Origin of the sequence: Bradyrhizobium sp. AZCC 1693, assembly GCF_036924745.1 — a bacterium.
Lineage (GTDB): Bacteria > Pseudomonadota > Alphaproteobacteria > Rhizobiales > Xanthobacteraceae > Bradyrhizobium.
In genome coordinates this window covers 4,968,481-4,990,299 of record NZ_JAZHSD010000001.1, presented here as the reverse complement: position 1 = coordinate 4,990,299, position 21,819 = coordinate 4,968,481, and the positions used below count along the sequence as shown (strand labels likewise).

23 protein-coding genes are annotated in these 21,819 nt (G+C 64.2%); 10 read left to right on the top strand and 13 right to left on the bottom strand.

The annotated features are described in order from the left end of the window. Positions 1 to 35: 35 nt before the first annotated feature. Positions 36 to 311 (bottom strand): metal-sensitive transcriptional regulator, encoded by a 276-nt coding sequence (locus tag V1293_RS23825; RefSeq protein WP_334512724.1) that lies wholly within the window; start codon positions 309 to 311, stop codon positions 36 to 38. Between the two features lie 50 nt (positions 312 to 361). Between V1293_RS23825 and V1293_RS23820 the strand changes: the two genes are divergently transcribed. Beyond that, complete coding sequence (locus tag V1293_RS23820; RefSeq protein ID WP_334512722.1) at positions 362 to 2,758, top strand: heavy metal translocating P-type ATPase; 2,397 nt, start codon at positions 362 to 364, stop codon at positions 2,756 to 2,758. A gap of 32 nt (positions 2,759 to 2,790) precedes the next feature. Here the strand turns inward: V1293_RS23820 and V1293_RS23815 are convergent, their stop codons facing one another. After that, entirely contained in the window at positions 2,791 to 3,738 is a 948-nt protein-coding gene (locus V1293_RS23815) for a hydroxymethylglutaryl-CoA lyase (protein ID WP_334512720.1), read from the bottom strand. 123 nt (positions 3,739 to 3,861) lie between these two features. Between V1293_RS23815 and V1293_RS23810 the strand changes: the two genes are divergently transcribed. Continuing rightward, entirely contained in the window at positions 3,862 to 4,608 is a 747-nt protein-coding gene (locus V1293_RS23810; RefSeq protein WP_334512718.1) for a sulfate transporter family protein, read from the top strand. Positions 4,609 to 4,647: 39 nt separating this feature from the next. Here the strand turns inward: V1293_RS23810 and nth are convergent, their stop codons facing one another. Beyond that, positions 4,648 to 5,424 (bottom strand): endonuclease III, encoded by a 777-nt coding sequence (gene nth, locus V1293_RS23805; protein ID WP_334516875.1) that lies wholly within the window; start codon positions 5,422 to 5,424, stop codon positions 4,648 to 4,650. Positions 5,425 to 5,446: 22 nt separating this feature from the next. Here nth and V1293_RS23800 point away from each other — a divergent pair, with 22 nt between their 5' ends. Both V1293_RS23800 and V1293_RS23795 read left to right on the top strand, forming a co-directional pair. Next, positions 5,447 to 5,968: a DUF2244 domain-containing protein gene (locus V1293_RS23800; RefSeq protein ID WP_334512716.1), complete on the top strand. Its 522-nt coding sequence runs from the start codon at positions 5,447 to 5,449 to the stop codon at positions 5,966 to 5,968. 54 nt (positions 5,969 to 6,022) lie between these two features. Further along, the gene (locus tag V1293_RS23795; protein WP_334516873.1) at positions 6,023 to 6,919 is read left to right on the top strand and encodes a bifunctional helix-turn-helix domain-containing protein/methylated-DNA--[protein]-cysteine S-methyltransferase; all 897 of its coding nucleotides are present in this window, start codon (positions 6,023 to 6,025) and stop codon (positions 6,917 to 6,919) included. Between the two features lie 115 nt (positions 6,920 to 7,034). Here V1293_RS23795 and V1293_RS23790 read toward each other — a convergent pair whose 3' ends face one another. The 8 genes from V1293_RS23790 to dnaK all read right to left on the bottom strand — a co-directional run bounded on the left by V1293_RS23790 (position 7,035) and on the right by dnaK (position 14,242). Beyond that, entirely contained in the window at positions 7,035 to 7,658 is a 624-nt protein-coding gene (locus V1293_RS23790) for a 2,3-bisphosphoglycerate-dependent phosphoglycerate mutase (RefSeq protein WP_334512714.1), read from the bottom strand. Between the two features lie 25 nt (positions 7,659 to 7,683). Continuing rightward, complete coding sequence (gene dapB / locus V1293_RS23785) at positions 7,684 to 8,499, bottom strand: 4-hydroxy-tetrahydrodipicolinate reductase (RefSeq protein ID WP_334512712.1); 816 nt, start codon at positions 8,497 to 8,499, stop codon at positions 7,684 to 7,686. 82 nt (positions 8,500 to 8,581) lie between these two features. Then, positions 8,582 to 8,884 carry a DUF1330 domain-containing protein gene (locus V1293_RS23780; protein WP_334512710.1) on the bottom strand — a complete coding sequence of 101 codons (303 nt, stop codon included), beginning with the start codon at positions 8,882 to 8,884 and terminating at the stop codon, positions 8,582 to 8,584. Between the two features lie 33 nt (positions 8,885 to 8,917). Next, positions 8,918 to 9,628, bottom strand: a complete 711-nt coding sequence (gene pyrF / locus V1293_RS23775) for an orotidine-5'-phosphate decarboxylase (RefSeq protein ID WP_334512708.1) — start codon at positions 9,626 to 9,628, stop codon at positions 8,918 to 8,920. Between the two features lie 6 nt (positions 9,629 to 9,634). After that, positions 9,635 to 10,213 carry an NADPH-dependent FMN reductase gene (locus V1293_RS23770; RefSeq protein WP_334512706.1) on the bottom strand — a complete coding sequence of 193 codons (579 nt, stop codon included), beginning with the start codon at positions 10,211 to 10,213 and terminating at the stop codon, positions 9,635 to 9,637. A 50-nt stretch (positions 10,214 to 10,263) separates the two neighbouring features. Next, complete coding sequence (locus V1293_RS23765; protein ID WP_334512704.1) at positions 10,264 to 10,866, bottom strand: class I SAM-dependent methyltransferase; 603 nt, start codon at positions 10,864 to 10,866, stop codon at positions 10,264 to 10,266. 209 nt (positions 10,867 to 11,075) lie between these two features. Beyond that, positions 11,076 to 12,209, bottom strand: a complete 1,134-nt coding sequence (gene dnaJ / locus V1293_RS23760) for a molecular chaperone DnaJ (RefSeq protein WP_334512703.1) — start codon at positions 12,207 to 12,209, stop codon at positions 11,076 to 11,078. A gap of 131 nt (positions 12,210 to 12,340) precedes the next feature. After that, a complete protein-coding gene (dnaK, locus tag V1293_RS23755) occupies positions 12,341 to 14,242 on the bottom strand; it encodes a molecular chaperone DnaK (protein WP_334512702.1) in 1,902 nt (633 codons plus the stop codon). Positions 14,243 to 14,824: 582 nt separating this feature from the next. Here dnaK and V1293_RS23750 point away from each other — a divergent pair. From V1293_RS23750 to V1293_RS23740, 3 genes are all read left to right on the top strand, one after another. After that, positions 14,825 to 15,787 carry a hypothetical protein gene (locus V1293_RS23750; protein WP_334512700.1) on the top strand — a complete coding sequence of 321 codons (963 nt, stop codon included), beginning with the start codon at positions 14,825 to 14,827 and terminating at the stop codon, positions 15,785 to 15,787. 98 nt (positions 15,788 to 15,885) lie between these two features. After that, positions 15,886 to 16,599 (top strand): bifunctional nicotinamidase/pyrazinamidase, encoded by a 714-nt coding sequence (pncA, locus tag V1293_RS23745; protein WP_334512698.1) that lies wholly within the window; start codon positions 15,886 to 15,888, stop codon positions 16,597 to 16,599. Positions 16,600 to 16,677: 78 nt separating this feature from the next. Beyond that, entirely contained in the window at positions 16,678 to 17,061 is a 384-nt protein-coding gene (locus V1293_RS23740; RefSeq protein WP_334512696.1) for a helix-turn-helix domain-containing protein, read from the top strand. 230 nt (positions 17,062 to 17,291) lie between these two features. Here the strand turns inward: V1293_RS23740 and grpE are convergent, their stop codons facing one another. Further along, positions 17,292 to 17,897 carry a nucleotide exchange factor GrpE gene (grpE, locus tag V1293_RS23735; RefSeq protein ID WP_334512694.1) on the bottom strand — a complete coding sequence of 202 codons (606 nt, stop codon included), beginning with the start codon at positions 17,895 to 17,897 and terminating at the stop codon, positions 17,292 to 17,294. A gap of 118 nt (positions 17,898 to 18,015) precedes the next feature. After that, the gene (hrcA, locus tag V1293_RS23730; RefSeq protein ID WP_334512692.1) at positions 18,016 to 19,104 is read right to left on the bottom strand and encodes a heat-inducible transcriptional repressor HrcA; all 1,089 of its coding nucleotides are present in this window, start codon (positions 19,102 to 19,104) and stop codon (positions 18,016 to 18,018) included. A 157-nt stretch (positions 19,105 to 19,261) separates the two neighbouring features. Between hrcA and rph the strand changes: the two genes are divergently transcribed. The 3 genes from rph to hemW are packed head-to-tail and all read left to right on the top strand — an operon-like array spanning position 19,262 to position 21,781. Continuing rightward, complete coding sequence (gene rph, locus V1293_RS23725) at positions 19,262 to 19,975, top strand: ribonuclease PH (protein WP_334512690.1); 714 nt, start codon at positions 19,262 to 19,264, stop codon at positions 19,973 to 19,975. Positions 19,976 to 19,986: 11 nt separating this feature from the next. Then, positions 19,987 to 20,616, top strand: coding sequence for an RdgB/HAM1 family non-canonical purine NTP pyrophosphatase (gene rdgB, locus V1293_RS23720; protein ID WP_334512688.1), 630 nt, complete (start codon positions 19,987 to 19,989; stop codon positions 20,614 to 20,616). After that, positions 20,609 to 21,781 carry a radical SAM family heme chaperone HemW gene (gene hemW / locus V1293_RS23715; protein ID WP_334512686.1) on the top strand — a complete coding sequence of 391 codons (1,173 nt, stop codon included), beginning with the start codon at positions 20,609 to 20,611 and terminating at the stop codon, positions 21,779 to 21,781. The genes rdgB and hemW overlap by 8 nt, the downstream gene beginning before the upstream one ends. Positions 21,782 to 21,819: the final 38 nt, after the last annotated feature.

Below are 21,819 nucleotides of genomic sequence, written 5' to 3'. Positions count from 1 at the left end.
AGTATGACGATACAATCGCCGAGTCCCCGGCTAAATCACCTGTCGGAGCGGCCGATCACGGCCATCAACTCCGCGATCTTTTCCCGCTGATCGGCCTTGTTGCCGCTGGTGATCGCGTGTTCGACGCAATGCGACACGTGATCCCGCAGCACCTCTTCCTCGACACGCCGAAGCGCGGCGCGCACGGCCGAGATCTGGGTCACGATGTCGATGCAGTAGCGGTCGTCTTCCACCATCTTGGACAGGCCGCGGACCTGGCCCTCGATCCGGCTGAGACGCTTTTGACAGGATGCCTTGATGTCTTTTCGCATGCGCCCTATATACCCCTCTAGGGTATAGGTTACAAGCGCCGGAGCGAATGATGAACAACAACGAAAACGCCGACCGAAACGGCGCGCCGAAGGGCGCCTGCTGCGGCGGCCACGACCACACCAGTCACAACCATCACGATCATCACGCCCACACCGCCGCAACCGTGCGCGACCCCGTCTGCGGGATGACCGTGAATCCCGCGACCAGCAAGCACCGCTTCGACTACCGCGGCGAGACCTTTCATTTCTGCTCGGCCGGCTGCCGGACAAAATTCGCCGCCGACCCCGCCGCCTATCTTGAGAAGGACAGCAGGCCGAAAGCCGCCGTGCCCAAGGGCACGATCTACACCTGCCCGATGCACCCCGAGATCCGCCAGGTCGGTCCCGGAAGCTGCCCGATCTGCGGCATGGCGCTGGAGCCGGAGGTCGCGAGCCTCGATGCGCCGCCCAATCCGGAACTCGCCGACATGACGCGCCGCTTCTGGGTCGGCCTCGTGCTCGCGCTGCCGGCGGTCGTCCTCGAAATGGGCGGCCATCTCGTCGGCGGCCATGGCTGGGTCGATCAGACGCTGTCGAACTGGATTCAGTTCGCGTTTGCGACGCCCGTCGTGCTCTGGGCCGGCTGGCCGTTTTTCGTGCGCGGCTGGCAATCGCTGGTGACGCGCAATCTCAATATGTTCACGCTGATCGCGATGGGCACCGGCGTGGCGTATGTCTACAGCGTCATCGGCACGGTCGCGCCCGGGATATTCCCGGCCACCGTCCGCGGCCATGGTGGTGCGGTTGCGGTCTACTTCGAAGCCGCCGCTGTCATCACCGTACTCGTGCTGCTCGGCCAGGTGCTCGAACTCCGCGCCCGCGAGGCGACATCAGGCGCGATCAAGGCGCTGCTGCAGCTCGCGCCGAAAACCGCGCGCCGGATCGACGATGACGGCGCCGATCACGAGGTGGAAATCGATACGCTGGCAGTTGGCGATCATCTGCGGGTACGGCCGGGCGAAAAGGTGCCGGTGGACGGCGTCATCCTCGAAGGCCGTTCCTCGCTCGATGAATCGCTCGTGACCGGCGAATCGATGCCCGTCACCAAGGAGCCCGGCAGCAAGGTGATCGCGGGCACGCTCAATCAGTCCGGCGGCTTCATCATGCGCGCCGAAAAAGTCGGGCGCGACACGCTGCTATCGCAAATCGTCAAGATGGTGGCCGACGCGCAGCGTTCCCGCGCGCCGATCCAGCGGCTGGCCGATCAGGTTTCCGGCTGGTTTGTGCCTATTGTCATCCTCGTCGCGCTGATCGCGTTCGGCGCCTGGTCCTGGTTCGGTCCGGAGCCGCGGATGGCGTTCGGGCTGGTGGCCGCGGTCAGCGTGCTCATCATTGCGTGCCCGTGCGCGCTCGGCCTCGCCACGCCGATGTCGATCATGGTGGGCGTCGGCCATGGCGCGCAGGCTGGCGTGCTGATCAAGAACGCCGAAGCGCTGGAGCGGATGGAGAAGGTTGACACCCTGGTGGTCGACAAGACGGGAACGCTGACCGAGGGCAAGCCGAAGGTGGTCGCCATCGTGCCGGCGGTCGGATTTAACGAGACCGATATTCTGCGGCTGGCTGCGACCGTCGAGCGCGCCAGCGAGCATCCGCTGGCCGATGCCATCGTGCGAACAGCCAAGGAGCGTAATCTCGATCTCGGCAGGGTCGACGAATTCGACTCGCCGACCGGCAAGGGCGCCACCGGCAAGGTCGACGGCAAGGCGATCGTACTTGGCAATGCGAACTTCCTGCAATCGCTCGGTATAGGCGCCCAGGCATTGAACGATCAGGGCGAGCGCCTGCGCGGCGACGGCGCGACCGTGATCAATATCGCGGTCGACGGCAAGCTTGCGGGATTGTTTGCCATAGCCGACCCCGTGAAAGCGTCGACGCCGGACGCGCTGAAGGCGCTGGCGGCTGATGGCATCAAGGTCATCATGCTTACGGGCGACAATAGGACCACGGCGAATGCCGTCGCGCGGAGCCTTGGCATCGCCGATGTAGAGGCGGAAGTGCTGCCCGACCAGAAAAGCGCGGTGGTCGCAAAACTGCAAAAGGCCGGACGGATCGTCGCGATGGCCGGCGACGGCGTCAACGACGCCCCGGCGCTCGCCGCCGCCGAAGTCGGCATTGCCATGGGGACCGGCACTGACGTTGCGATGGAGAGCGCCGGCATCACGCTCTTGAAGGGCGATCTCGGCGGCATCGTCCGCGCCCGCCGCCTGTCGCAGGCGACCATGCGCAACATCCGCCAGAACCTGTTCTTCGCCTTCATCTACAACGCCGCCGGCATCCCGATCGCCGCGGGCATTCTTTATCCCGCTTTTGGCTTGCTGCTGTCGCCCATCATCGCCGCCGCGGCGATGGCGCTGTCGTCCGTGAGTGTCGTCGGGAATGCACTGCGGCTAAGGATGACGCGGCTTTAATGCTCGAAGCAATTCGGGCTAATCGCGAGTCGTCATGCCGCCTTGGCCGCCGTCCCGCGCGGCAATCCGGCGCGCGCCAATCCGCCATACAGCGCCTCGCCTGGCATTTCCGATTTCAATATCGCGCGCACCGCGATCAGCTTCTCGATATCGATACCGGTCCTGAATCCCTTGCTCTCGCACAGGAACACCAGGTCCTCGAACACGACATTGCCGGTCGCGCCCGGCGCGAACGGGCAGCCGCCGAGGCCGCCGAGCGATCCATCCAGCACGCGCGCGCCGGCATCAAGCGCGGCCGAGGCGTTGGCGATGCCCATCCCTCTTGTGTCGTGCAGGTGGATGCAGATCGGTTTTGCGCCTGCGATCTTCACCGCCGCCGCCGTTAGTTCGCTCACCTGCTTCGGCCCGGCATAGCCAACCGTGTCGGCGATTGCGACCATGTCGACGCCGGCCTCGAACAGTTTTTCCGTCAGCCGCAGCACCTCTTTGGGATCCACGGCCCCGACGATCGAGCAGCCCAGCGCCATCGAGATCGCGGAGTTCACCACCGGCTTGTGCGCGCTGGCGTCGCGCAGCTCGCAGAGCCGCTTGACGTTAGCGATAGCCGACTCGCGCGAGCGGTTGGCATTGGCCTGGCTGTGCTCTTCCGTGGCCGAGACCACCGTCGCCACCTCGGCAACGCCGGAGGCCAGCGCCTCATTGACGCCGCGCTCGTTCAGCGTCAGCGCGATGCCGTAGGCGCCAGGCAGCGACGCCACCGTCTGGATGATGTCGCGCACGTCGGCGAATTGCGGAAAGGTCTTTGCCGGCAAGAACGAGCCGACCTCGAAGTGCCGCACACCCGCGGCATACTCATCGCGCAGCCAGCGCTGCTTCGCCGCGGTCGAAGGAAATGTCTTCACGAGCTGCAGGCCGTCGCGCAGGCCCACCTCGCGCAGGATGATCTTGTTGTCGGGATAGAGTTCCTGGACGCGGGTCATGGCAACCTCTTTGCGGCGTTGTTTTGACGACAGCCTTGTCTCCCGGAGGCCGGCAGGCTCTTGCCGAAGCCCTTGGCTGTATCTACCTCTCGCAAGGGTTTTTTCACAAGAGGCAAGACCGCCATGTTGGACGCCGCCGTCAAGGCGATTTCGCAGATCCTGTCGCCGCCGATGCGCTCCATGCTGTGGCGCTCGATCGGGCTGGCGCTGGTGCTGATCACGGTGCTGGCAATCGGATTGCAGCGGCTGTTGAGCTGGTTTGCCGATTACGGCGAGGGCTGGGCGGAGGCGCTGCTCGGGCCGGGCTTCCACACCTCGCTCCACGTCCTGTCCTGGATCATCTCGATCGCGGCCGGGCTTGGCGTCGTCCTCGGCGGCATTTTCCTGATGCCGGCGGTCACCTCGCTGATCGCGAGCGTATTCGTCGACGACGTCGCCGGGCATGTCGAGCGCAAGCATTATCCGGCGGAGCGTCCCGGCGACGCGCTGCCGCTCGGCATCGCGATCCCCGAGGGCATCAAGACCGCGCTGCTGACCATTTTGGTCTATCTGATCGCGCTGCCCTTCGTGCTGTTCGCCGGCGCGGGCTTTTTGATCTTCTTCATTGCCACCGCCTGGCTGCTCGGCCGCGAATATTTCGAACTCGCGGCGATGCGTTTCCGATCACCCGCCGAAGCCAAGGCGATGCGCAAGGACAATGCGGCCACCGTATTCACCGCGGGCCTGTTCATCGCCGCCTTCGTCTCGATCCCGATCGTCAATCTGGCGACGCCGTTGTTCGGCATGGCCTTCATGGTCCACATGCACAAGCGGCTGTCGGGTCCGCGGCCCGAGCTGATCGAGCCGGCAAGGAAGATGCCGGTGGCTTGATCTCCCTCTCCCCGCAAGCGGGGCGAGGTTGAAGAAACCTCACACCGTCTTTTCCGGCCAACGGCAGAGATCGTTGATCAAACACACCTCGCATCGCGGCTTGCGCGCCAGACAGGTGTAGCGCCCGTGCAGGATCAGCCAGTGATGGGCGTGCAGCATGAACTCCAGCGGGATCACCTTCTCCAGCCCCAGCTCGACCTCGAGCGGCGTGTTGCCGGGCGCCAGCCCGGTGCGGTTGCCGACGCGGAACACATGGGTATCGACGGCCATGGTGTGTTCGCCATAGGCCATGTTGAGCACGACATTGGCGGTCTTGCGCCCGGCGCCGGGCAGCGTCTCGATTTCGGCGCGGGTGCGCGGCACCTCGCCGCCGAATTCATTGATCAGTTTTTCCGACAGCGCGATGACGTTCCTGGCCTTGTTGCGATAGAGCCCGATGGTCTTGATGTACTCGCGCACTTTCTCTTCACCGAGCGCGAGCATCTTCACCGGCGTATCGGCAACCGCAAACAGCGCGCGCGTCGCCTTGTTGACACCGGCGTCCGTGGCCTGCGCCGACAGCACGACCGCCACCAGCAGCGTATAGGGATTGAGATGCTCGAGCTCGCCCTTCGGCTCCGGATTGGCTTTGCGAAACCGGCTGAACGCCTCGTGGATCTCGGCCGGCGTCCAGGGTTTTTGCTTTGGAGATTTTGGCTTGGCCGATTTCTTGGCCACGCGCTTCGGCCCCGCTTTGGCGGCCTTCATTGCCACTTTCTTCGGCACGGACGGAACACTGGATTTCTTGGCGCTGATAGAGCGGGTGATTTTGGCCATGATCGGGATATACTGATACGCGATGACCGCAGGCAACGACTTTGATCCCCCGCTTGACCAGCCGACGCTGTTTTCGGCGCGGGTGACGCCGCATCGCTCGCTCAACCGCACCGGCTTTTTGGTGCTGATGACGTTCATCGGCGCGGTGAGCTTTATCGCCGGCGTCGCGTTCTGTTTGATGGGCGCCTGGCCGGTTTTGGGGTTTTTCGGCCTCGACGTGCTGGTGATCTACTGGGCGTTCCGGATCAATTTTCGCAGCGCCGACGCCACCGAGGATATCGTGGTGACGCCATCGGAATTGCGCGTGCGGCGGGTCAGCCATCGCGGCCGTCTGATCGAATGGTCGTTCAATCCGCTCTGGGTGCAGCTTGAGCAGACCGGCGACCCCGAATTCGGCATCGAGCACCTCTATCTGGTTTCCCGCGGCCGCCGGGTCTCGATCGGTCATTTTCTCGGACCAGACGAAAAGGCAAGCTTTGCCAAAGCCTTACTGGCTGCGTTGCAAACCGCCAAGCGCGGCATCACCTACAACCCAATCGTTTGAAGGTTGTCGGAAATCGGGTGGTTTGGACCGCGCATGAGCCCTAAATCAGACCCCATGATGATATCAGCGATACACGACCAGCGCCTGGCCAAGCCGGGCCACCAGGGCGCCGCGATGCGCGACTACGACTCAGTGCGGCGCGCCATCGCTTTCATCTCCGAGCACTGGCGCACGCAGCCGACCATCGAGGCGATGGCGGACGCCGCCGCCGTGACGCCGGATGAGCTGCACCATCTGTTCCGCCGCTGGGCCGGACTGACGCCAAAGGCTTTTATGCAGGCGCTCACCCTGGATCATGCGAAGGGCTTGCTGCGCGATTCCGCCAGCGTGCTCGATGCCGCGCTCGACTCCGGCCTCTCTGGCCCGGGCCGGCTGCACGATCTGTTCGTCACCCATGAAGCGATGTCGCCGGGCGAATGGAAGAACGGCGGCGCGGGTATGACGCTGCGCTACGGATTCCACGCCTCCCCGTTTGGCACGGCGATCGTGATCGCCAGCGACCGCGGGCTGGCGGGGCTTGCCTTCGCCGATCCCGGCGAGGAACAAGTGTCGTTCGCCGACATGAAGCGGCGCTGGCCAAACGCGACCTATGTCGAAGACCACGACGGCACGGTCGACCTTGCGCAGCGCATCTTCGATACGCGGCTATGGCGGCCGGACCAGCCGCTCCGCGTGGTCTTGATCGGCACCGATTTCGAGGTGCGGGTGTGGGAGACACTGTTGAAGATCCCGATGGGCCGCGCGGTCTGCTATTCCGACATCGCCAACAAGATCAAAAGCCCGAAGGCGTCGCGCGCCGTCGGCGCCGCGGTCGGCCGCAATCCGGTATCGTTCGTGGTGCCCTGCCATCGCGCGCTCGGCAAGGGCGGCGCGCTGACCGGCTATCACTGGGGCATCACGCGCAAGCAGGCGATGCTGGGCTGGGAAGCCGGACAGGTGGGATTGCACTGACTGCGTAGGGTGGGCAAAGCGGAAAGCGTGCCCACCATTTCAGGCCGATGATGCGAAAAGATGGTGGGCACGGCGCTGACGCGCCTTTGCCCACCCTACTCGCCACGAACTGAATTCACGCCGCCAGATCAACTTTCGTTGCTACCGTCGAATCCGCATTGAGCCGGTAGATCACCGGCACGCCGGTTGCGAGCTCGCGTTTCAGAATCTGCTCGGGCGTCAGCTTCTCCAGCACCATGATCAGCGCGCGCAACGAATTGCCGTGGGCGGCGACCAGCGTGCGCTGTCCTCGCAGCACGCCGGGCAAAATCTCCTGCACGTAATAGGGCAGCGCACGCGCCAGCGTGTCCTTCAGGCTCTCGCCGCCGGGCGGCGGCACGTCGTAGGAGCGGCGCCAGACCAGCACCTGGTCCTCGCCCCATTTCTTGCGGGCGTCATCCTTGTTGAGCCCGGAGAGATCGCCGTAATCGCGTTCGTTGAGCGCGAGGTTCTTCGTCGTCGGCAATCCGGTCTGCCCGATCTCGGCGAGCATCAGCTTCAGCGTATGCTGGGCGCGCGTCAGGTCCGAGGTGAAGGCAACGTCGAACGTCAGCCCTTGCGCCTTTAATTTGCGGCCGGCTTCCTTGGCCTCCGTAACGCCCTGTTCGGAGAGGTCTGGATCTTTCCAGCCCGTGAACAGGTTCTTCAAATTCCATTCGCTCTGCCCGTGACGCACGAGCACAAGAAGACGTTCGCTCATTGAAAGGATTTTCCGTTGTTCGATTCTAGAAGTCGGCGAGCCCCAGCACGTCGGTCATCGTATAGAAGCCGGGCTTCCTGCCGTGCGCCCATAGCGCAGCCTTGACGGCGCCCTGCGCGAACATCGTGCGGTCTTCCGCACGATGGCTCAGTTCGATGCGCTCCATGGGGCCCGCGAAGATCACGCTATGATCGCCAACAACGGTGCCGCCGCGCAACGCGGCAAAACCGATGTCGCCCGGCGGTCGCGCGCCGGTAAGCCCGTCGCGGCCGCGCGCCGAACGCGCATGCAGGTCGACGCCGCGGCCGGCGGCGGCGGCCTCACCGAGCAGCAAGGCCGTGCCCGACGGCGCGTCGATCTTCGCCCTGTGATGCATTTCGACGATTTCGATATCGAAGCTTTCGTCCAGCGACTGCGCGACGCGCTTGACCAGCGCGGCGAGCAAATTGACGCCGAGGCTCATATTACCTGATTGCACCACCACGGCGCGGGACGTAACGCTCTTGATCACAGCCATGTCGGACACCGACAGCCCGGTGGTTCCGACAATGTGGACCAGGCCGCGCTGAGCAGCGATCGCAACATTGGCAATGGTCGCCGCAGGCACGGTGAAATCGAGAATGCCGTCGGCATTGGCCGACAAGGACCACAGATCGGCCGAGAGTTTGATCCCATTCTCCGGTAGGCCGGCGAGCACGCCGGCATCCTTGCCCAAGAGTTCCGAGCCGGGCGCTTCCAGCGCACCGGTCAGCACCGCGCCGGGGGTCTCTGAAATGACCCGCACCAGCGCGCGGCCCATCCGGCCGCCGGCCCCCGCAACGATCAATCGCATATCGGCCATGGCTTTACCTCTGAGCGGGTATAGCCGGGCCAGGCGATAACGGCAACTTCCCGTCAGGGGTCAGCCGTCTTCGGCCAGCCCCTCAGGGCTGCGGGGCGTCGTAGCCCTCGATGACAATGAGATCCGCGATCGAGTGCGGCTGTCGCACCTTGATGTTGGCCTGGTATTCCGGCGAATTGTAGCAGGCCAGCGCGGCGTCGTAGCTGTCGAACTCGATCACCACGTTTCGCGAGCGGCTTTGGCCCTCGACGGCGGTGAACTTGCCGCCGCGCACGATGAAGCGCCCGCCGAATTTCTGGAAGATCGCCGGGTTGGCCGCCATGTAGGGCTTGTAGCCCTCCTCATTGCTGACATCGACGCGACCGATCCAGTATCCCTTGGCCATCTCATTCTCCCGTTTCTTGTTGCACCGGTTTGACTATGCCAACGCCTGCTTGATTTCCAACTGAATGGCATCCGCCGCCGCCTTCGGATCGGCGGCTTCCGTAATGGGTCGCCCGACCACAAGATAGTCTGCGCCGGCGGCGATCGCACGCGCCGGCGTCATGATGCGCTTCTGGTCGCCGGTCGCGGCCCCCGCCGGGCGGATGCCTGGTGTCACCAGGGTCATCTGATGGCCGACGATCTTGCGCAGCGCCGCCGCCTCTTCCGGCGAGCTGACGAGGCCGTCAACGCCGAGCACCTGCGCCTGCTGCGCGCGCGCCTCCACCAGATCGGAAACGTTGAGCCGATAGCCCGCGGCGTGCAGGTCGCCATCGTCATACGACGTCAGCACGGTGACGGCGAGAATCTTCAGGCCAGAACCTTGGCGCGCTTCGACCGCGGCCTTCATGGTCTGCGGATAGGCATGCACGGTGAGGAAGGTCGCGCCGAGTTTTGCCACGCTCTCGACGCCGCGCGCCACCGTATTGCCGATGTCGTGCAGCTTGAGATCGACGAAAACCTTCTTGCCGGATTTCGCCAATTGCTGCGCCAGCGGCAAGCCGCCGGCATAGCCGAGTTGATAGCCGATCTTGTAAAAACTCACGCTGTCGCCGAGCCGCGCAATCATCGCTTCCGCCTCGGCCACCCCGGGCAGGTCAAGCGCGACGATCAGGCGGTCCTTCGGCGCGATATCGGCTGGCTGCATGTCACCTCACATCATGCGTTGGGAAACGTCGATCAACTGCCGCACCAGCGCTTTCAGCGCCTCGGCATCCGTGGAATTCTTCAGCCGGTCCATCTCGTCATAGGCGTCGGCGGCGAACGAAAGCGCGAGCTGGTTCGGTATCACGGTCGCATGGCAGGCCGACAGGATCAGCCGCAGCGCCGCCAGCGCGCGGGAGCCGCCGAGCCGCCCGCCGGAAGCAGACGCGATCGCAAACACCCGCTCGCGAAACACCTGCCCGCGGGTCTCGTGCGCGTCCTGCACCCGGCTCACCCAGTCGATGGTGTTTTTCACCAGCGCGGGCACCGAGGAATTGTACTCCGGCGTCACGATCAGCACGCCATGATGGGCCGCCATCATCCGCTTCAGATTGACCGCGTGCTTCGGCACGCCGGACTTCGCCTGCAGGTCGCCGTCATAGATCGGCAGCGGAAAGTCTGACAGCGAGATCCGGGTGATTTCGGCGCCTTGCTGCGCCAGCGCATGCGCGGCAACCGCCGCCAGCCTCGCATTGAGCGAGCCTGATCGCAGCGATCCCGGGATCACGAGGATTTTCAGTGCGGACATATCTTAGAAATCGCGTTCAGGGCGGACCCGCGCGATAGCGCGCGGGCGTATCAGCCCTTGCGATACACCCAGACCCGCGCGGGCGGAAGGTTCATCCAGATCCGCTCGGAGGCTTCTGTGGACACGCCCGGCAGCGATTTCGGGATCGGCGGCGCGACCGAATAGGTGAACTGCACGAAGGGCGCGCCCGGCGCGAGCGCCATGAAGGCGTCGCGGATCAGTTTCAGGCGCGTCAGCATCGGTTTGGTCACGAGCGGCAGGCCGGAGATCACAGCCGAAGCCGGCGCATCCAGTACCTCGCCAAGCGATTCACGCAGCGCATAGGCGTCGCCCTGCACCACCTTGGCCTGCGGATAGCGGTCGCGCAGCAGCGCGCAGAAGCCGGGATTGTACTCGACCAGCACCAGCCGCTTCTGGTCGACGCCGTGCTCGATCAGCGCATTGGTGATTGCGCCGGTCCCAGGTCCGAGTTCGATCACCGGTCCTTCGGAGTCGACGTCGACATATTGCGCCATGGTCCGGGCGAGCAACTTGCTCGACGGCATCACCGCGCCCATGTGCAGCGGCTTTTCAATCCATGAACGAAGAAAGCGAACCTCATCGTCCAGACGGAGAGGCTTCTTCAACGCACGCACGGACGATTGCAAAGGCATGTCGCTACCAGGCGGGACCCGCTAACGAGCGGGAATGTCAGAAAACGGTCATAAACACGTATAGGTCGACGGCGATATGGTCAAGCCAAACGGTAACGCGCTGGGCCCGCCAAAGTGCCCGCGATCTGGGCGATAAGACCCTGTGCAAGCTGAATGAATCATGACTGCGGGACGAGAACTGCGCTTCGCACAGCTCGCGTGCGCGCAGGTCAGGAGCCCGCGCGGTTGCCGAAGAAGTCCTTGACCTTGGTGAAGAAGCCGGCCGCTTCCGGCTGGGTGGCGCCGGACGACAATTTTTCGAACTCGGCGAGCAGTTCCTGCTGCTTCTTGGTCAGATTCTGCGGCGTTTCGACCATGACCTGCACGTACATGTCGCCGGTCTGGCGGGATCGAAGCACCGGCATGCCTTTTGATGCAATGCGGAAACGGCGGCCGGACTGCGTCCCAGGCGGCACTTTCACCTTGGTCTTGCCCTTGTCGATAGTCGGGACCTCGAATTCGCCGCCAAGCGCTGCCGCAACCATCGAGATCGGAACCCGGCAATGCAGATCGGCGCCGTCGCGCTGGAAGAACTCGTGGGTAGCCAGCGACAGAAAAATGTAGAGGTCGCCGGGCGGCCCACCGCGGACGCCGGCCTCGCCTTCGCCGGCCAGGCGGATGCGGGTGCCGTCCTCGACGCCCTGCGGGATGTTGACCGACAAGGTCCGGTCGCGCGTCACCCGTCCCGACCCTGCGCAGTTCGGACAGGCGTCCTCGATCATCTGGCCGCGGCCCTGACAGCCGGGGCAGGTCCGCTCCAGCGTGAAGAAGCCCTGCGCCTGCCGCACCCGGCCCGCGCCGCCGCAAGTCGCGCAGGTCTTCGGCTTGGTGCCGGCCTTGGCGCCGGTGCCCGAGCAGGACTCGCAGGTGACCGAGACCGGAATCTCGATCTGCGCGGTCTTGCCCAGAAAGGCTTCCTCCAGCGTGATTTCCATATTGTAGCGCAAATCGGCGCCGCGCTCGCGTCCGCCACCGCGGCCGCGCTGCCCGGCCATGCCGAATAGGTCTTCGAAAATGTCGGAGAAGGACGAGGCAAAGCCGGCGCCGAAGCCGGGACCGCCGCCGCCCATGCCCTGCTCGAACGCGGCATGGCCGTAGCGGTCATAGGCGGCGCGCTTCTCGCCGTCCTTGAGGACCTCGTAGGCTTCGTTGATTTCCTTGAACTTCACTTCGCTGGTGGCATCGCCCGGATTCTTGTCCGGATGCCATTTCATCGCCAGCTTGCGGAAGGCCGACTTGAGCTTGGACTCGTCCGCGTTCCGATCGACTTCCAGGGTTTCGTAGTAACAGCGCTTGGTGGACATCAGTCAGACCCGCCCGAACTTCACGCCGAAGGCGCGCTCAAAGATGCAGCCTTCAGCTTAACGAAAAATGACCCCCACCTCGAACGCAAGCGGCGCGCTCTTTTGGATGAGGGTCATGATCCAAAGCCCGCTTACGCCGACTTCTTGTTGCTCTTGTCGTCGTCGACCTCGGTGAACTCCGCGTCGACCACGTCATCCTTGGCGGCATCCTTCTTGGCGTCCGCCTCGGCCTGCTGCTTGTACATGGCTTCGCCGAGCTTCATGGAAGCCTGCGCCAGCGTGTTGGTCTTGGCCTTGATGGCCTCGGCATCGTCGCCCTTCAGCGCTTCCTTCAAATCGCTGACGGCGTCCTCGATGGCGCGGCGCTCGCTTTCCGCGACCTTCGCACCGTGCTCGGCCAGCGCCTTCTCGGTGGAATGCACCAGCGCGTCGGCATGGTTCTTGGCGTCGACCGCCTCGCGGCGCTTCTTGTCCTCGGCCGCATTGGCCTCGGCGTCCTTGACCATCTTCTGGATGTCGGCTTCCGACAGGCCGCCGGATGCCTGAATCCGGATCTGCTGCTCCTTGCCGGTCGCCTTGTCCTTGGCCGAGACGTTGACGATGCCGTTGGCGTCGATGTCGAACGTCACCTCGATCTGCGGCATGCCGCGCGGCGCCGGCGGAATGCCCATCAGGTCGAACTGGCCGAGCACCTTGTTGTCGGCCGCCATCTCGCGCTCGCCCTGGAAGACGCGGATGGTGACCGCGTTCTGGTTGTCCTCGGCGGTCGAGAACACCTGGCTCTTCTTGGTCGGGATCGTGGTGTTGCGGTCGATGATGCGGGTGAACACGCCACCCAGCGTCTCGATGCCGAGCGACAGCGGCGTCACGTCGAGCAGCAGCACGTCCTTGACGTCACCCTGCAGCACGCCGGCCTGAATGGCCGCGCCGATGGCGACGACTTCGTCCGGGTTGACGCCCTTGTGCGGCTCCTTGCCGAACAACTGCTTCACGACCTCCTGGACCTTCGGCATGCGGGTCATGCCGCCGACCAGCACCACTTCGCCGATTTCGGCGGCGGTGAGGCCCGCATCCTTCAGCGCCTTGCGGCAGGGCTCGATGGTCTTCTGGACGAGATCGTCGACGAGGGCCTCGAACTTGGCGCGCGTCAGCTTCATCGTCAGATGCTTCGGCCCGGTCTGGTCCGCCGTGATGAACGGCAGGTTGATTTCGGTCTGCGTGGTCGAGGACAACTCGATCTTGGCCTTTTCGGCGGCCTCCTTCAGGCGCTGCAAGGCCAGCTTGTCGCTACGCAGGTTGATGCCCTGCTCCTTCTGGAACTCGTCCGCGAGGTAGCTGACGAGGCGCATGTCGAAATCTTCACCGCCGAGGAAGGTGTCGCCGTTGGTGGACTTCACCTCGAACACGCCATCGCCGATCTCCAGGATCGAGATATCGAAGGTGCCGCCGCCGAGGTCGTACACGGCGATGGTGCCTGCCTTCGTCTTGTCGAGACCGTAGGCGAGCGCTGCCGCCGTCGGCTCGTTGATGATGCGCAGCACTTCGAGACCGGCGATCTTGCCGGCGTCCTTGGTGGCCTGACGCTGTGCGTCGTTGAAATAGGCGGGCACGGTGATGACGGCCTGCTCGACCTTCTGGCCGAGATGGGCTTCCGCGGTCTCTTTCATCTTCTGCAGGATGAAAGCGGAAACCTGCGAGGGCGAGTAGCTCTTGCCGTCGGCTTCGACCCAAGCGTCGCCGTTCGATGCCTTGACGATCTTGTAGGGAACGAGCTTCTTGTCCTTCTCGACCATCGGGTCGTCATAGCGGCGGCCAATCAGGCGCTTCACCGCAAAGAACGTCCGCTCGGGATTGGTCACCGCCTGGCGCTTGGCGGGCTGGCCGACGAGGCGCTCGCCGTCATCGGTGACGGCAACGATCGAAGGCGTCGTGCGCATGCCTTCCGCGTTCTCGATGACTCTTGCAGTCTTGCCATCCATTACGGCGACGCACGAATTCGTGGTGCCGAGATCGATCCCAATGACCTTTCCCATGGTCCTCATATCCTTCTTGTTGCGGCAGGTTGGCTGGGCCCTGGACGGCGCACCTAACCGAACCCCCAACGATCAATTACTCGCGATATTGCGACGGTGAGCCTCATATAGGAGGGGGGGTCGGGCCTGCAAGGACCGAACGCAACCTTAAGGCCTGAAAAGGCTGATGTTTGAAAGATTGTGTCAGCCCGGGGCGGGCCGGCCCCGACGCCTCAAGCGGTGTTAAGAAATCGGCAAGGCCGCTCGTCCAAGGCCGCCGCTTGCTCGCATGCCGGAGCGTTGCACAGCGAAGCGGCAGCATCCCACCTGCGCGGGGCTCTGAAGGGACGCGGTATTTGGCCGCTGGAAGCGCCTCAAAAAGAGCTCGGATGCCGGGCAAAATCCTGCAAAAAGCCGACATATCGGAACGTAACCGTGGAACGGACCCCTACCCCGCCCTGTTGCAGGGACATCAAAACCGCTAAAAGCGGACCGACTGGAACGACCCCCGTCGTGCCCGCAAGGCTCCGAAATTCCACTAGAGATTCCCAGCTGCATCGTCGGCCCCACTGAACGGCCCCATGCAAACCCGGTAGATGCTCCATGAAGCTACTTCGATACTCCGCTACGTTTGCCCTGATCGTTGCCGTCAACTCTACCGTATTCTCTTCCGCGTTCGCCGCCGACCCGGTCTTCCCGCCGGGCGCCAGGGTGGGCATGACGCCACTGGTCGGCCTCAACAAGGCCAGGACATTCATCGGCTTCGAGACCGAGGACCAGGGGGTCAAGGTTCTGATCGCCGACCTCCCCGCCGAGGCCTATGGCGAGGTCGCCAATGCCTTCAAGGCCGCCCCGGGCGGCACCGGCGGCATCAAGCCGGAGAGCATCGAGACTGCGGCCGGGCTCGCCTACTACACCGTCGAAAACGCCAAGGAAAACGCCAAGGACGGCGCCGCCAACGTGCGGCGCTATTCGATGATCCTGCCCGGCCCCACCTTCTCCGGCTATGTCGCCGTGCAGGTGCCGGAAAACGCCGCCAAGATCTATACCGACGACGCCGTGCGCCAGATGTTCGCTTCCGCCGTGATCCGCACCGAGATTCCGGTCGAGGAGCAGCTCGGGCTGATGCCATTCAAGGTCAGCGAGCTCTCGAGCTTCAAGAACATCCGCACGCTGGCGCCGGGCGCAGCCCTCATCCTCTCCGATGGCGACGAAAAGACCGGCTTCGAAGTCGCGCCCTTCATGATCATCGGTCTGATCGGCTCGACGGCGGCGTCCCCCGATGATCGTGGCCGCTTTGCCCAGCAGATTGCGACCACCATTCCCGGCGTTCGCGACGGCAGGATCACGATGTCGGAGCCGGTCCGCATCGACGGCCAGCCCGGCTACGAAACACGGATCGACGCCACCAGCGGCAAAGACAATACGCCCGTCACCATCGTGCAATGGCTGCGGTTCGGCTCGCAGACCTCGATGCGCATCATCGGCTCTTCGCCCCGCAACGACTGGACCCAGGCCTTTCCACGCTTCCGCGCGGTGCGCGACGGAATTCATCCGCGGGGCTGATCGGCAAATTCGCAATCCGCGCCGAAACTTCGGGCTTTCGTTCGTACACCAATGGAACTAGCTTTTCCCTGTCGGGTTCATAACCGGGGAGATGCACCATGGTTACTCGCAGGCGGGCTCTGAAAGGTCTGGGCGCGACGTCGATAGCGGCCATGGTCCCAACTGCGCTGCGTGCCGCACCGATCAAGCCTGACGACGCCTCTGCGCTGCTCGTCATCGACGTGCAGAACTGTTTCCTGCCGGGCGGCAGTCTCGCGGTCAAGGACGGCGAGCAAGTCGTGCCCGTCATCAACCGCATCGCCAAGGGCTTTGCCAATGTCGTGATGACGCAGGACTGGCACACCGCGGGCCATGTCTCGTTCGCGTCGACGCATTCCGGCAAGAAGCCGTTCGAAACGATCAGCCTGCCCTACGGCAAGCAGGTGCTGTGGCCGGATCATTGCGTGCAGGGCACCGAAGGCGCGTCGCTGTCGAAGGACCTCGCGATCCCGCATGCCGGGCTCGTCATCCGCAAGGGCTTCAACAAGAACGTCGACAGCTATTCGGCCTTCACCGAGGCTGACGGCAAGACCACGACAGGGCTCGCCGCCTACCTGAAGGCACGCAAGGTGAAGCGGGTGTTCCTGGCGGGGCTTGCCACCGACTTCTGCGTGGCATGGAGCGCGCTCGATGCGCGCAAGGCGGGCTTTGAAGCCTATGTGATCGAAGACGCCTGCCGCGGTATCGACACCCAGGGCTCGCTCGCCAAGGCCTGGGCCGACATGACCAAGGCCGGCGTCAAGCGCATCAAGTCCGACGATATCGCGGCTTAGGCAATATCCCCATTCGGAGATCAGGACCTCGTCCATCGGCCGCCGGGCCACGACGACTTACAAGAGGAGCTTGAGTCTATGAGTGCACCACAGATCATTCGGACGCCCAGCGGCGAAGAGTTGGTGGTGCTGCCCCGGGCCGAATATGAGGCGCTCCTTGAGCGCGCCGATCACGAGGCCGAGGATGCCGACGACGTCCCCATCTACGATGTTCGGAAGGCCGAATTGGCTGCTGGTGGTGTCGTGCTTCCCCCGGAGGTTAGTGCTGCGATTCTTCGAGGTGATAGTCGGTTGAAAGCCATTCGCAATTGGCGCGGCGAGACACAGCTGCATTTGAATTTCAAAACAGGCATCGGTCAGGGCTATCTGTCCGATCTCGAAAGTGGGCGCCGTACGGGAACCCCCGAGACCATCGCGAAGCTCGCGCAGACTTTGAGTGTGCCGGTGGAGTGGCTTTCGTAGACTATATCATGCCTCAACATCGCTCTGGCATCGTGATCGGTCTCGCGGACAGATCCTCATAAGTCCATGGCGTAGACATACTGCTCATCATCGTCGTTCGTAGCCCGTCGTTATCTCGGGCATGACGGCTCAGCCGCGACTTCGCCCGCCGGGATCCGGAAGGCAATCTCTGGAGTTTTGGCACCTACTGGCCGAAGACGAGTGAGAACCCGCTGAAGGGGTAAGCCTGCTCAGCTTGTGACGTCGGCCGTCGGCGCGGCCTTGGCGCCGCCCTTGGAGACGGCGACCAGCGCCGGGCGCAGCACGCGCTCGCCGATCATGAAGCCGGCCTGCACGACCTGAACCACCGTCCCGGACGGAACGGACGGGTCGGGCACTTCGTACATCGCCTGCTGGAAGTTGGGATCGAACTTCTCGCCGGACGGATCGAACTTCTTGACGCCGTTCTTCTCCAGCGTGTTGAGCAGTGAGCGCTCGGTCAGTTCCACGCCCTCGATGAAGGCCTTGATGCCGGGATCGGCGGTCTCCCTCGCCTCGGGTGGAATGGCGTCGAGCGCGCGCTGTAGATTGTCGGCGATATCGAGAATGTCGCGCGCAAACCCGGTGATGCCGTACATCTTGGAATCAGCCACCTCGCGCCTGGTGCGCTGGCGCAGGTTTTCCATTTCCGCCAGCGTGCGCAGCATCTTGTCGCGCGCCTCGGCCAGCTCCTTGGTCAGGGCCTCATTCGATCCTTCCTCGGGATCGTCGGGCATGATGTAGGGTTTTGAGACCACGGGCTCGCCGGTCTGGGCCGGTTTCACCGCGTCATCACTCGGCCGGTTCGGATCGGTCATAAGACTGCCTTCTCAAAAAACGTATCAGGTTCGATGGGGATTTGCTGAGCGGGATATCGTGCTTTAGTGGCCGAAAATCAAGCGCAACCACACCGGATTGGGGTCAATTTGGGGCGGATTAGCCGCCCAGCATCCGGCTGACGATCCGGGCGGCGTAGTCCACCGTCGGAATCACCCTCGCATAGTTCAGCCGCGTCGGCCCGATCACGCCGAGAACGCCGACGATACGGCCCGCGGCGTCGCTATAGGGGGCGATGATGGTGGAGGAACCGGACAGCGAGAACAGCTTGTTCTCGGATCCGATGAAAATCCGCACACCCTCGGCGCGCTCGGCCCGGCCCAACAGATCGATCACGCCGCGCTTGGTCTCGAGATCGTCAAACAGCGACTTGACGCGTTCCAGATCCTCCAACGCGTGCAGGTCTTCGAGCAAATTGGCATGGCCGCGCACGATCAATTGCCGGTCGTCGCTGTCGCCACCGGACCAACTCGCGATGCCCGCTGCGATCACCTTCTGCGTCAATTGATCGAGTTCGACGCGGCTCTGCGTCAGCGCGGTTTCGAGCTCCAGCCGCGCTTCGGCAAGCGTCCGGCCGCGAATCCGCGCATTGAGGAAGTTTGTCGCTTCCGTCAGCGCCGAGGACGGCACGCCGGGCGGCAGCGTCAGCACGCGGTTTTCGACCTGGCCGTCTTCGCCGACCAGCACCACCAGCGCGCGTTCCGGCTCGAGCCGGACGAACTCGATGTGCTTGAGCCGCGAATTGGATTTGGCGGTCAGCACCACGGCGGCAGCCCTCGTGAGGCCGGAGAGCCGCGTCAACGCTTCGCCAAGCGCCGCCTCGACCGATTGCGCGCGCCCGACGGAGGCGAGTTGGCTCTGGATCGATTCCCGTTCCGGTTCGGTAAGGTCGCCGATCTGCATCAGGGCGTCGACGAAGAACCTCAGGCCGAGTTCGGTAGGCAGCCGCCCGGCAGAGGTATGTGGCGCATAGATCAGCCCGAGGTGCTCGAGGTCCGACATCACGTTGCGGACCGAGGCCGGAGACAGCGGCACCGCGATCAGGCGCGAGATGTTGCGCGAGCCGACCGGTTCGCCGGTCGCGAGATAACTCTCGACGATTTGACGAAAAATGTCGCGCGAACGCTCATTGAGCTGGGCGAGCCCGGCATGCGGCGCGATCAGGCCAATCGGATCGTGGTGGGCCACAGCTTAACTCCTTGGACAGCCCCTAATTTGTCGCTCCGGCGGGCCAATGACAAGCGTCCCTTTCCCTCCAAACAGGGCCAAAAGCCCTTGCCGCTGCGCACGCCCCCACCTACAAGCACCGCAAACGGTTTTTCGCTCGATTTCGAAAGGACTTCCTATGCGGCCAAGCCGCCGTGCGCCCGATCAGCTGCGCCCCGTGTCGCTGGAACGCGGCGTGGTCAAATATGCCGAAGGTTCCTGCATGGTGAAATTCGGCGATACCCATGTGCTGGTCACCGCCACGCTGGAAGAGCGGATGCCGCCGTGGCTGAAGGGCCAGGGCCGCGGCTGGGTCACCGCCGAATACGGCATGCTGCCCCGCGCCACGCTGGAGCGCACCCGCCGCGAGGCCGCCGCCGGCAAGCAGGGCGGGCGCACCGTCGAGATCCAGCGGCTGATCGGCCGCTCCTTGCGCGCAGCCGTCGACCTCGAAGCGCTCGGCGAACGCCAGATCACGGTCGATTGCGACGTGATTCAGGCCGATGGCGGCACCCGCACCGCCTCGATCACCGGCGCCTGGGTGGCGCTGGCCGACTGCATCTCGTGGATGAAAAGCCGCAACATGATCAAGGCCAGCGTGCTGCGCGACAATGTCGCCGCGATCTCCTGCGGCATCTATCAGGGTACACCGGTATTGGACCTCGATTATGCCGAGGATTCCGAGGCCGAGACCGACGCCAATTTCGTCATGACCGGCGACGGCCGCATCATCGAGGTACAGGGCACTGCCGAAAAGACGCCGTTCTCGCAGGACGAGTTCCTGGCGCTGATGGAACTGGCGCGCAGGGGTGTCGCGCGTCTGGTGGACTTGCAGAAGCTGGCCGTCGCGTAGTCTGATCCCACATGCACCGTCGAATCACCGGCGCCCTCGTGATCGCGACCCACAATCCCGGCAAGCTCGCCGAGATGCGGGAATTGCTGGCGCCGCATGGCGTCGAGGCCGTTTCCGCAGGCGAGCTGGGCCTGGCTGAGCCCGAGGAAACCGGTCAGACGTTTCGGGCCAATGCGGCGATGAAGGCGATCGCAGCGGCGAAAGCGGCACAACTGCCGGCCTTTGCCGATGATTCCGGCCTTGTGGTCGATGCGCTGGACGGCGCGCCTGGGATCTACTCGGCGCGCTGGGCCGGCGAGGGCAAGGATTTCATGGCGGCGATGAGCCGGATCGAGCGCCTGCTGCAGGAACGCGGCGCCACCACGCCGGACAAGCGAAAGGCGCATTTCGTGTCGGCGCTGTGCGTTGCCTGGCCCGACGCCCATCTCGAAGAGGTCGAGGCCCGGGCCGATGGAACTCTGGTATGGCCGCCGCGCGGCACCGCCGGTTTCGGCTATGATCCGGCTTTCCTGCCCGACGGGCACGTCAGGACCTTTGGCGAGATGACCTCGATCGAGAAACATGGCCTGCCGCCGCTCGGACTCGGCCTGTCGCACCGGGCGCGCGCCTTCGTCAAATTGGCGGAGATCTGCCTTGGCTAGCGCCGAACGCCATTACGCGAAGCGAGCCGCCTTCGGCGTCTACGTGCACTGGCCGTTCTGCCTGTCAAAGTGCCCGTATTGCGATTTCAACAGCCACGTCCGCCACGCGCCGATCGACGAGGAAAGATTTGCCCGTGCGTTTGCGCGCGAGATCGAAACCTCAGCGGCGCGCGCGCCGGGACGCACCGTCACGTCGATCTTTCTCGGCGGCGGCACGCCGTCGCTGATGCAGCCGCAGACCGTAGGCTCCATCCTGGATTCGATCGGCAAGCATTGGCGCGTCGCCGACAATGTCGAGGTGACGCTGGAGGCCAATCCGACCAGCGTGGAAGCTACGCGGTTTCGCGGCTATCGCGCAGCGGGCGTCAACCGTGTCTCGCTCGGCGTGCAGGCGCTCGATGACGCCTCGCTGAAAGCACTCGGACGATTGCACAGCGCGCGCGAGGCGCTGGACGCGGTCGCGATCGCCCGCAGCGCGTTCGACCGCTACTCGTTCGACCTGATCTACGCCCGCCCCGATCAGACGCCGCAGATGTGGGCCGACGAATTGAAGCTCGCGATTTCCGAAGCCGCCGAGCATCTCTCGCTGTACCAGCTCACCATCGAGGAAGGCACGCCGTTCTTCGGCCTGCATGCGGCAGGAAAATTGAAGACCCCGGACGAGGCGGTTGCGCGCGCGCTCTACGATGTGACGCAGGAAGTCTGCGCGCATCGCGGCCTGCCGGCCTACGAGATTTCCAACCACGCCCGTGCAGGTGCGGAATGCCAGCATAACCTCGTCTATTGGCGCGGTGACGAATATGCCGGCATCGGCCCTGGCGCGCATGGGCGGCTGGACATCGACGGCGCGAGACATGCGACCGCAACCGAAAAGCGCCCCGAGGCCTGGCTGATGCGCGTCGAGGCCAACGGCCATGGCGTCGTGACCGACGATTCGCTCAACAGCGAAGAGCGCGCCGATGAGTTTCTGCTGATGGGATTGCGGCTTGCGGAAGGCATCGACCCCAAACGCTATACGGCGTTGTCCGGCCGCGCCCTCGACCCGAGCCGGATCGCGATCTTGCGCGAGGAAGGCGCGATCAGCGTCGACGCCGACGGCAGGCTGCGCGTGACGAAAGACGGTTTCCCCGTGCTGGACGCGGTGGTCGCGGATTTGGCGGCGTAACCGCCGTCGTTCCTGCGTTCGCAGGGACGACTCGTGGA

Excerpts from the sequence above, each read along its gene's own strand:
- V1293_RS23795 (WP_334516873.1), top strand. The coding sequence starts at position 6,023 with ATGATGATATCAGCGATACACGACCAGCGCCTGGCCAAGCCGGGCCAC.
- dnaK (WP_334512702.1), bottom strand. The coding sequence starts at position 14,242 with ATGGGAAAGGTCATTGGGATCGATCTCGGCACCACGAATTCGTGCGTC.
- V1293_RS23815 (WP_334512720.1), bottom strand. The coding sequence starts at position 3,738 with ATGACCCGCGTCCAGGAACTCTATCCCGACAACAAGATCATCCTGCGC.
- V1293_RS23800 (WP_334512716.1), top strand. The coding sequence starts at position 5,447 with ATGACCGCAGGCAACGACTTTGATCCCCCGCTTGACCAGCCGACGCTG.
- V1293_RS23770 (WP_334512706.1), bottom strand. The coding sequence starts at position 10,213 with ATGTCCGCACTGAAAATCCTCGTGATCCCGGGATCGCTGCGATCAGGC.
- dapB (WP_334512712.1), bottom strand. The coding sequence starts at position 8,499 with ATGGCCGATATGCGATTGATCGTTGCGGGGGCCGGCGGCCGGATGGGC.
- V1293_RS23790 (WP_334512714.1), bottom strand. The coding sequence starts at position 7,658 with ATGAGCGAACGTCTTCTTGTGCTCGTGCGTCACGGGCAGAGCGAATGG.
- V1293_RS23750 (WP_334512700.1), top strand. The coding sequence starts at position 14,825 with ATGAAGCTACTTCGATACTCCGCTACGTTTGCCCTGATCGTTGCCGTC.
- V1293_RS23810 (WP_334512718.1), top strand. The coding sequence starts at position 3,862 with ATGTTGGACGCCGCCGTCAAGGCGATTTCGCAGATCCTGTCGCCGCCG.
- V1293_RS23740 (WP_334512696.1), top strand. The coding sequence starts at position 16,678 with ATGAGTGCACCACAGATCATTCGGACGCCCAGCGGCGAAGAGTTGGTG.
- V1293_RS23780 (WP_334512710.1), bottom strand. The coding sequence starts at position 8,884 with ATGGCCAAGGGATACTGGATCGGTCGCGTCGATGTCAGCAATGAGGAG.
- dnaJ (WP_334512703.1), bottom strand. The coding sequence starts at position 12,209 with ATGTCCACCAAGCGCTGTTACTACGAAACCCTGGAAGTCGATCGGAAC.
- V1293_RS23765 (WP_334512704.1), bottom strand. The coding sequence starts at position 10,866 with ATGCCTTTGCAATCGTCCGTGCGTGCGTTGAAGAAGCCTCTCCGTCTG.
- rdgB (WP_334512688.1), top strand. The coding sequence starts at position 19,987 with ATGCACCGTCGAATCACCGGCGCCCTCGTGATCGCGACCCACAATCCC.
- nth (WP_334516875.1), bottom strand. The coding sequence starts at position 5,424 with ATGGCCAAAATCACCCGCTCTATCAGCGCCAAGAAATCCAGTGTTCCG.
- grpE (WP_334512694.1), bottom strand. The coding sequence starts at position 17,897 with ATGACCGATCCGAACCGGCCGAGTGATGACGCGGTGAAACCGGCCCAG.
- V1293_RS23825 (WP_334512724.1), bottom strand. The coding sequence starts at position 311 with ATGCGAAAAGACATCAAGGCATCCTGTCAAAAGCGTCTCAGCCGGATC.
- V1293_RS23820 (WP_334512722.1), top strand. The coding sequence starts at position 362 with ATGAACAACAACGAAAACGCCGACCGAAACGGCGCGCCGAAGGGCGCC.
- pncA (WP_334512698.1), top strand. The coding sequence starts at position 15,886 with ATGGTTACTCGCAGGCGGGCTCTGAAAGGTCTGGGCGCGACGTCGATA.
- rph (WP_334512690.1), top strand. The coding sequence starts at position 19,262 with ATGCGGCCAAGCCGCCGTGCGCCCGATCAGCTGCGCCCCGTGTCGCTG.
- pyrF (WP_334512708.1), bottom strand. The coding sequence starts at position 9,628 with ATGCAGCCAGCCGATATCGCGCCGAAGGACCGCCTGATCGTCGCGCTT.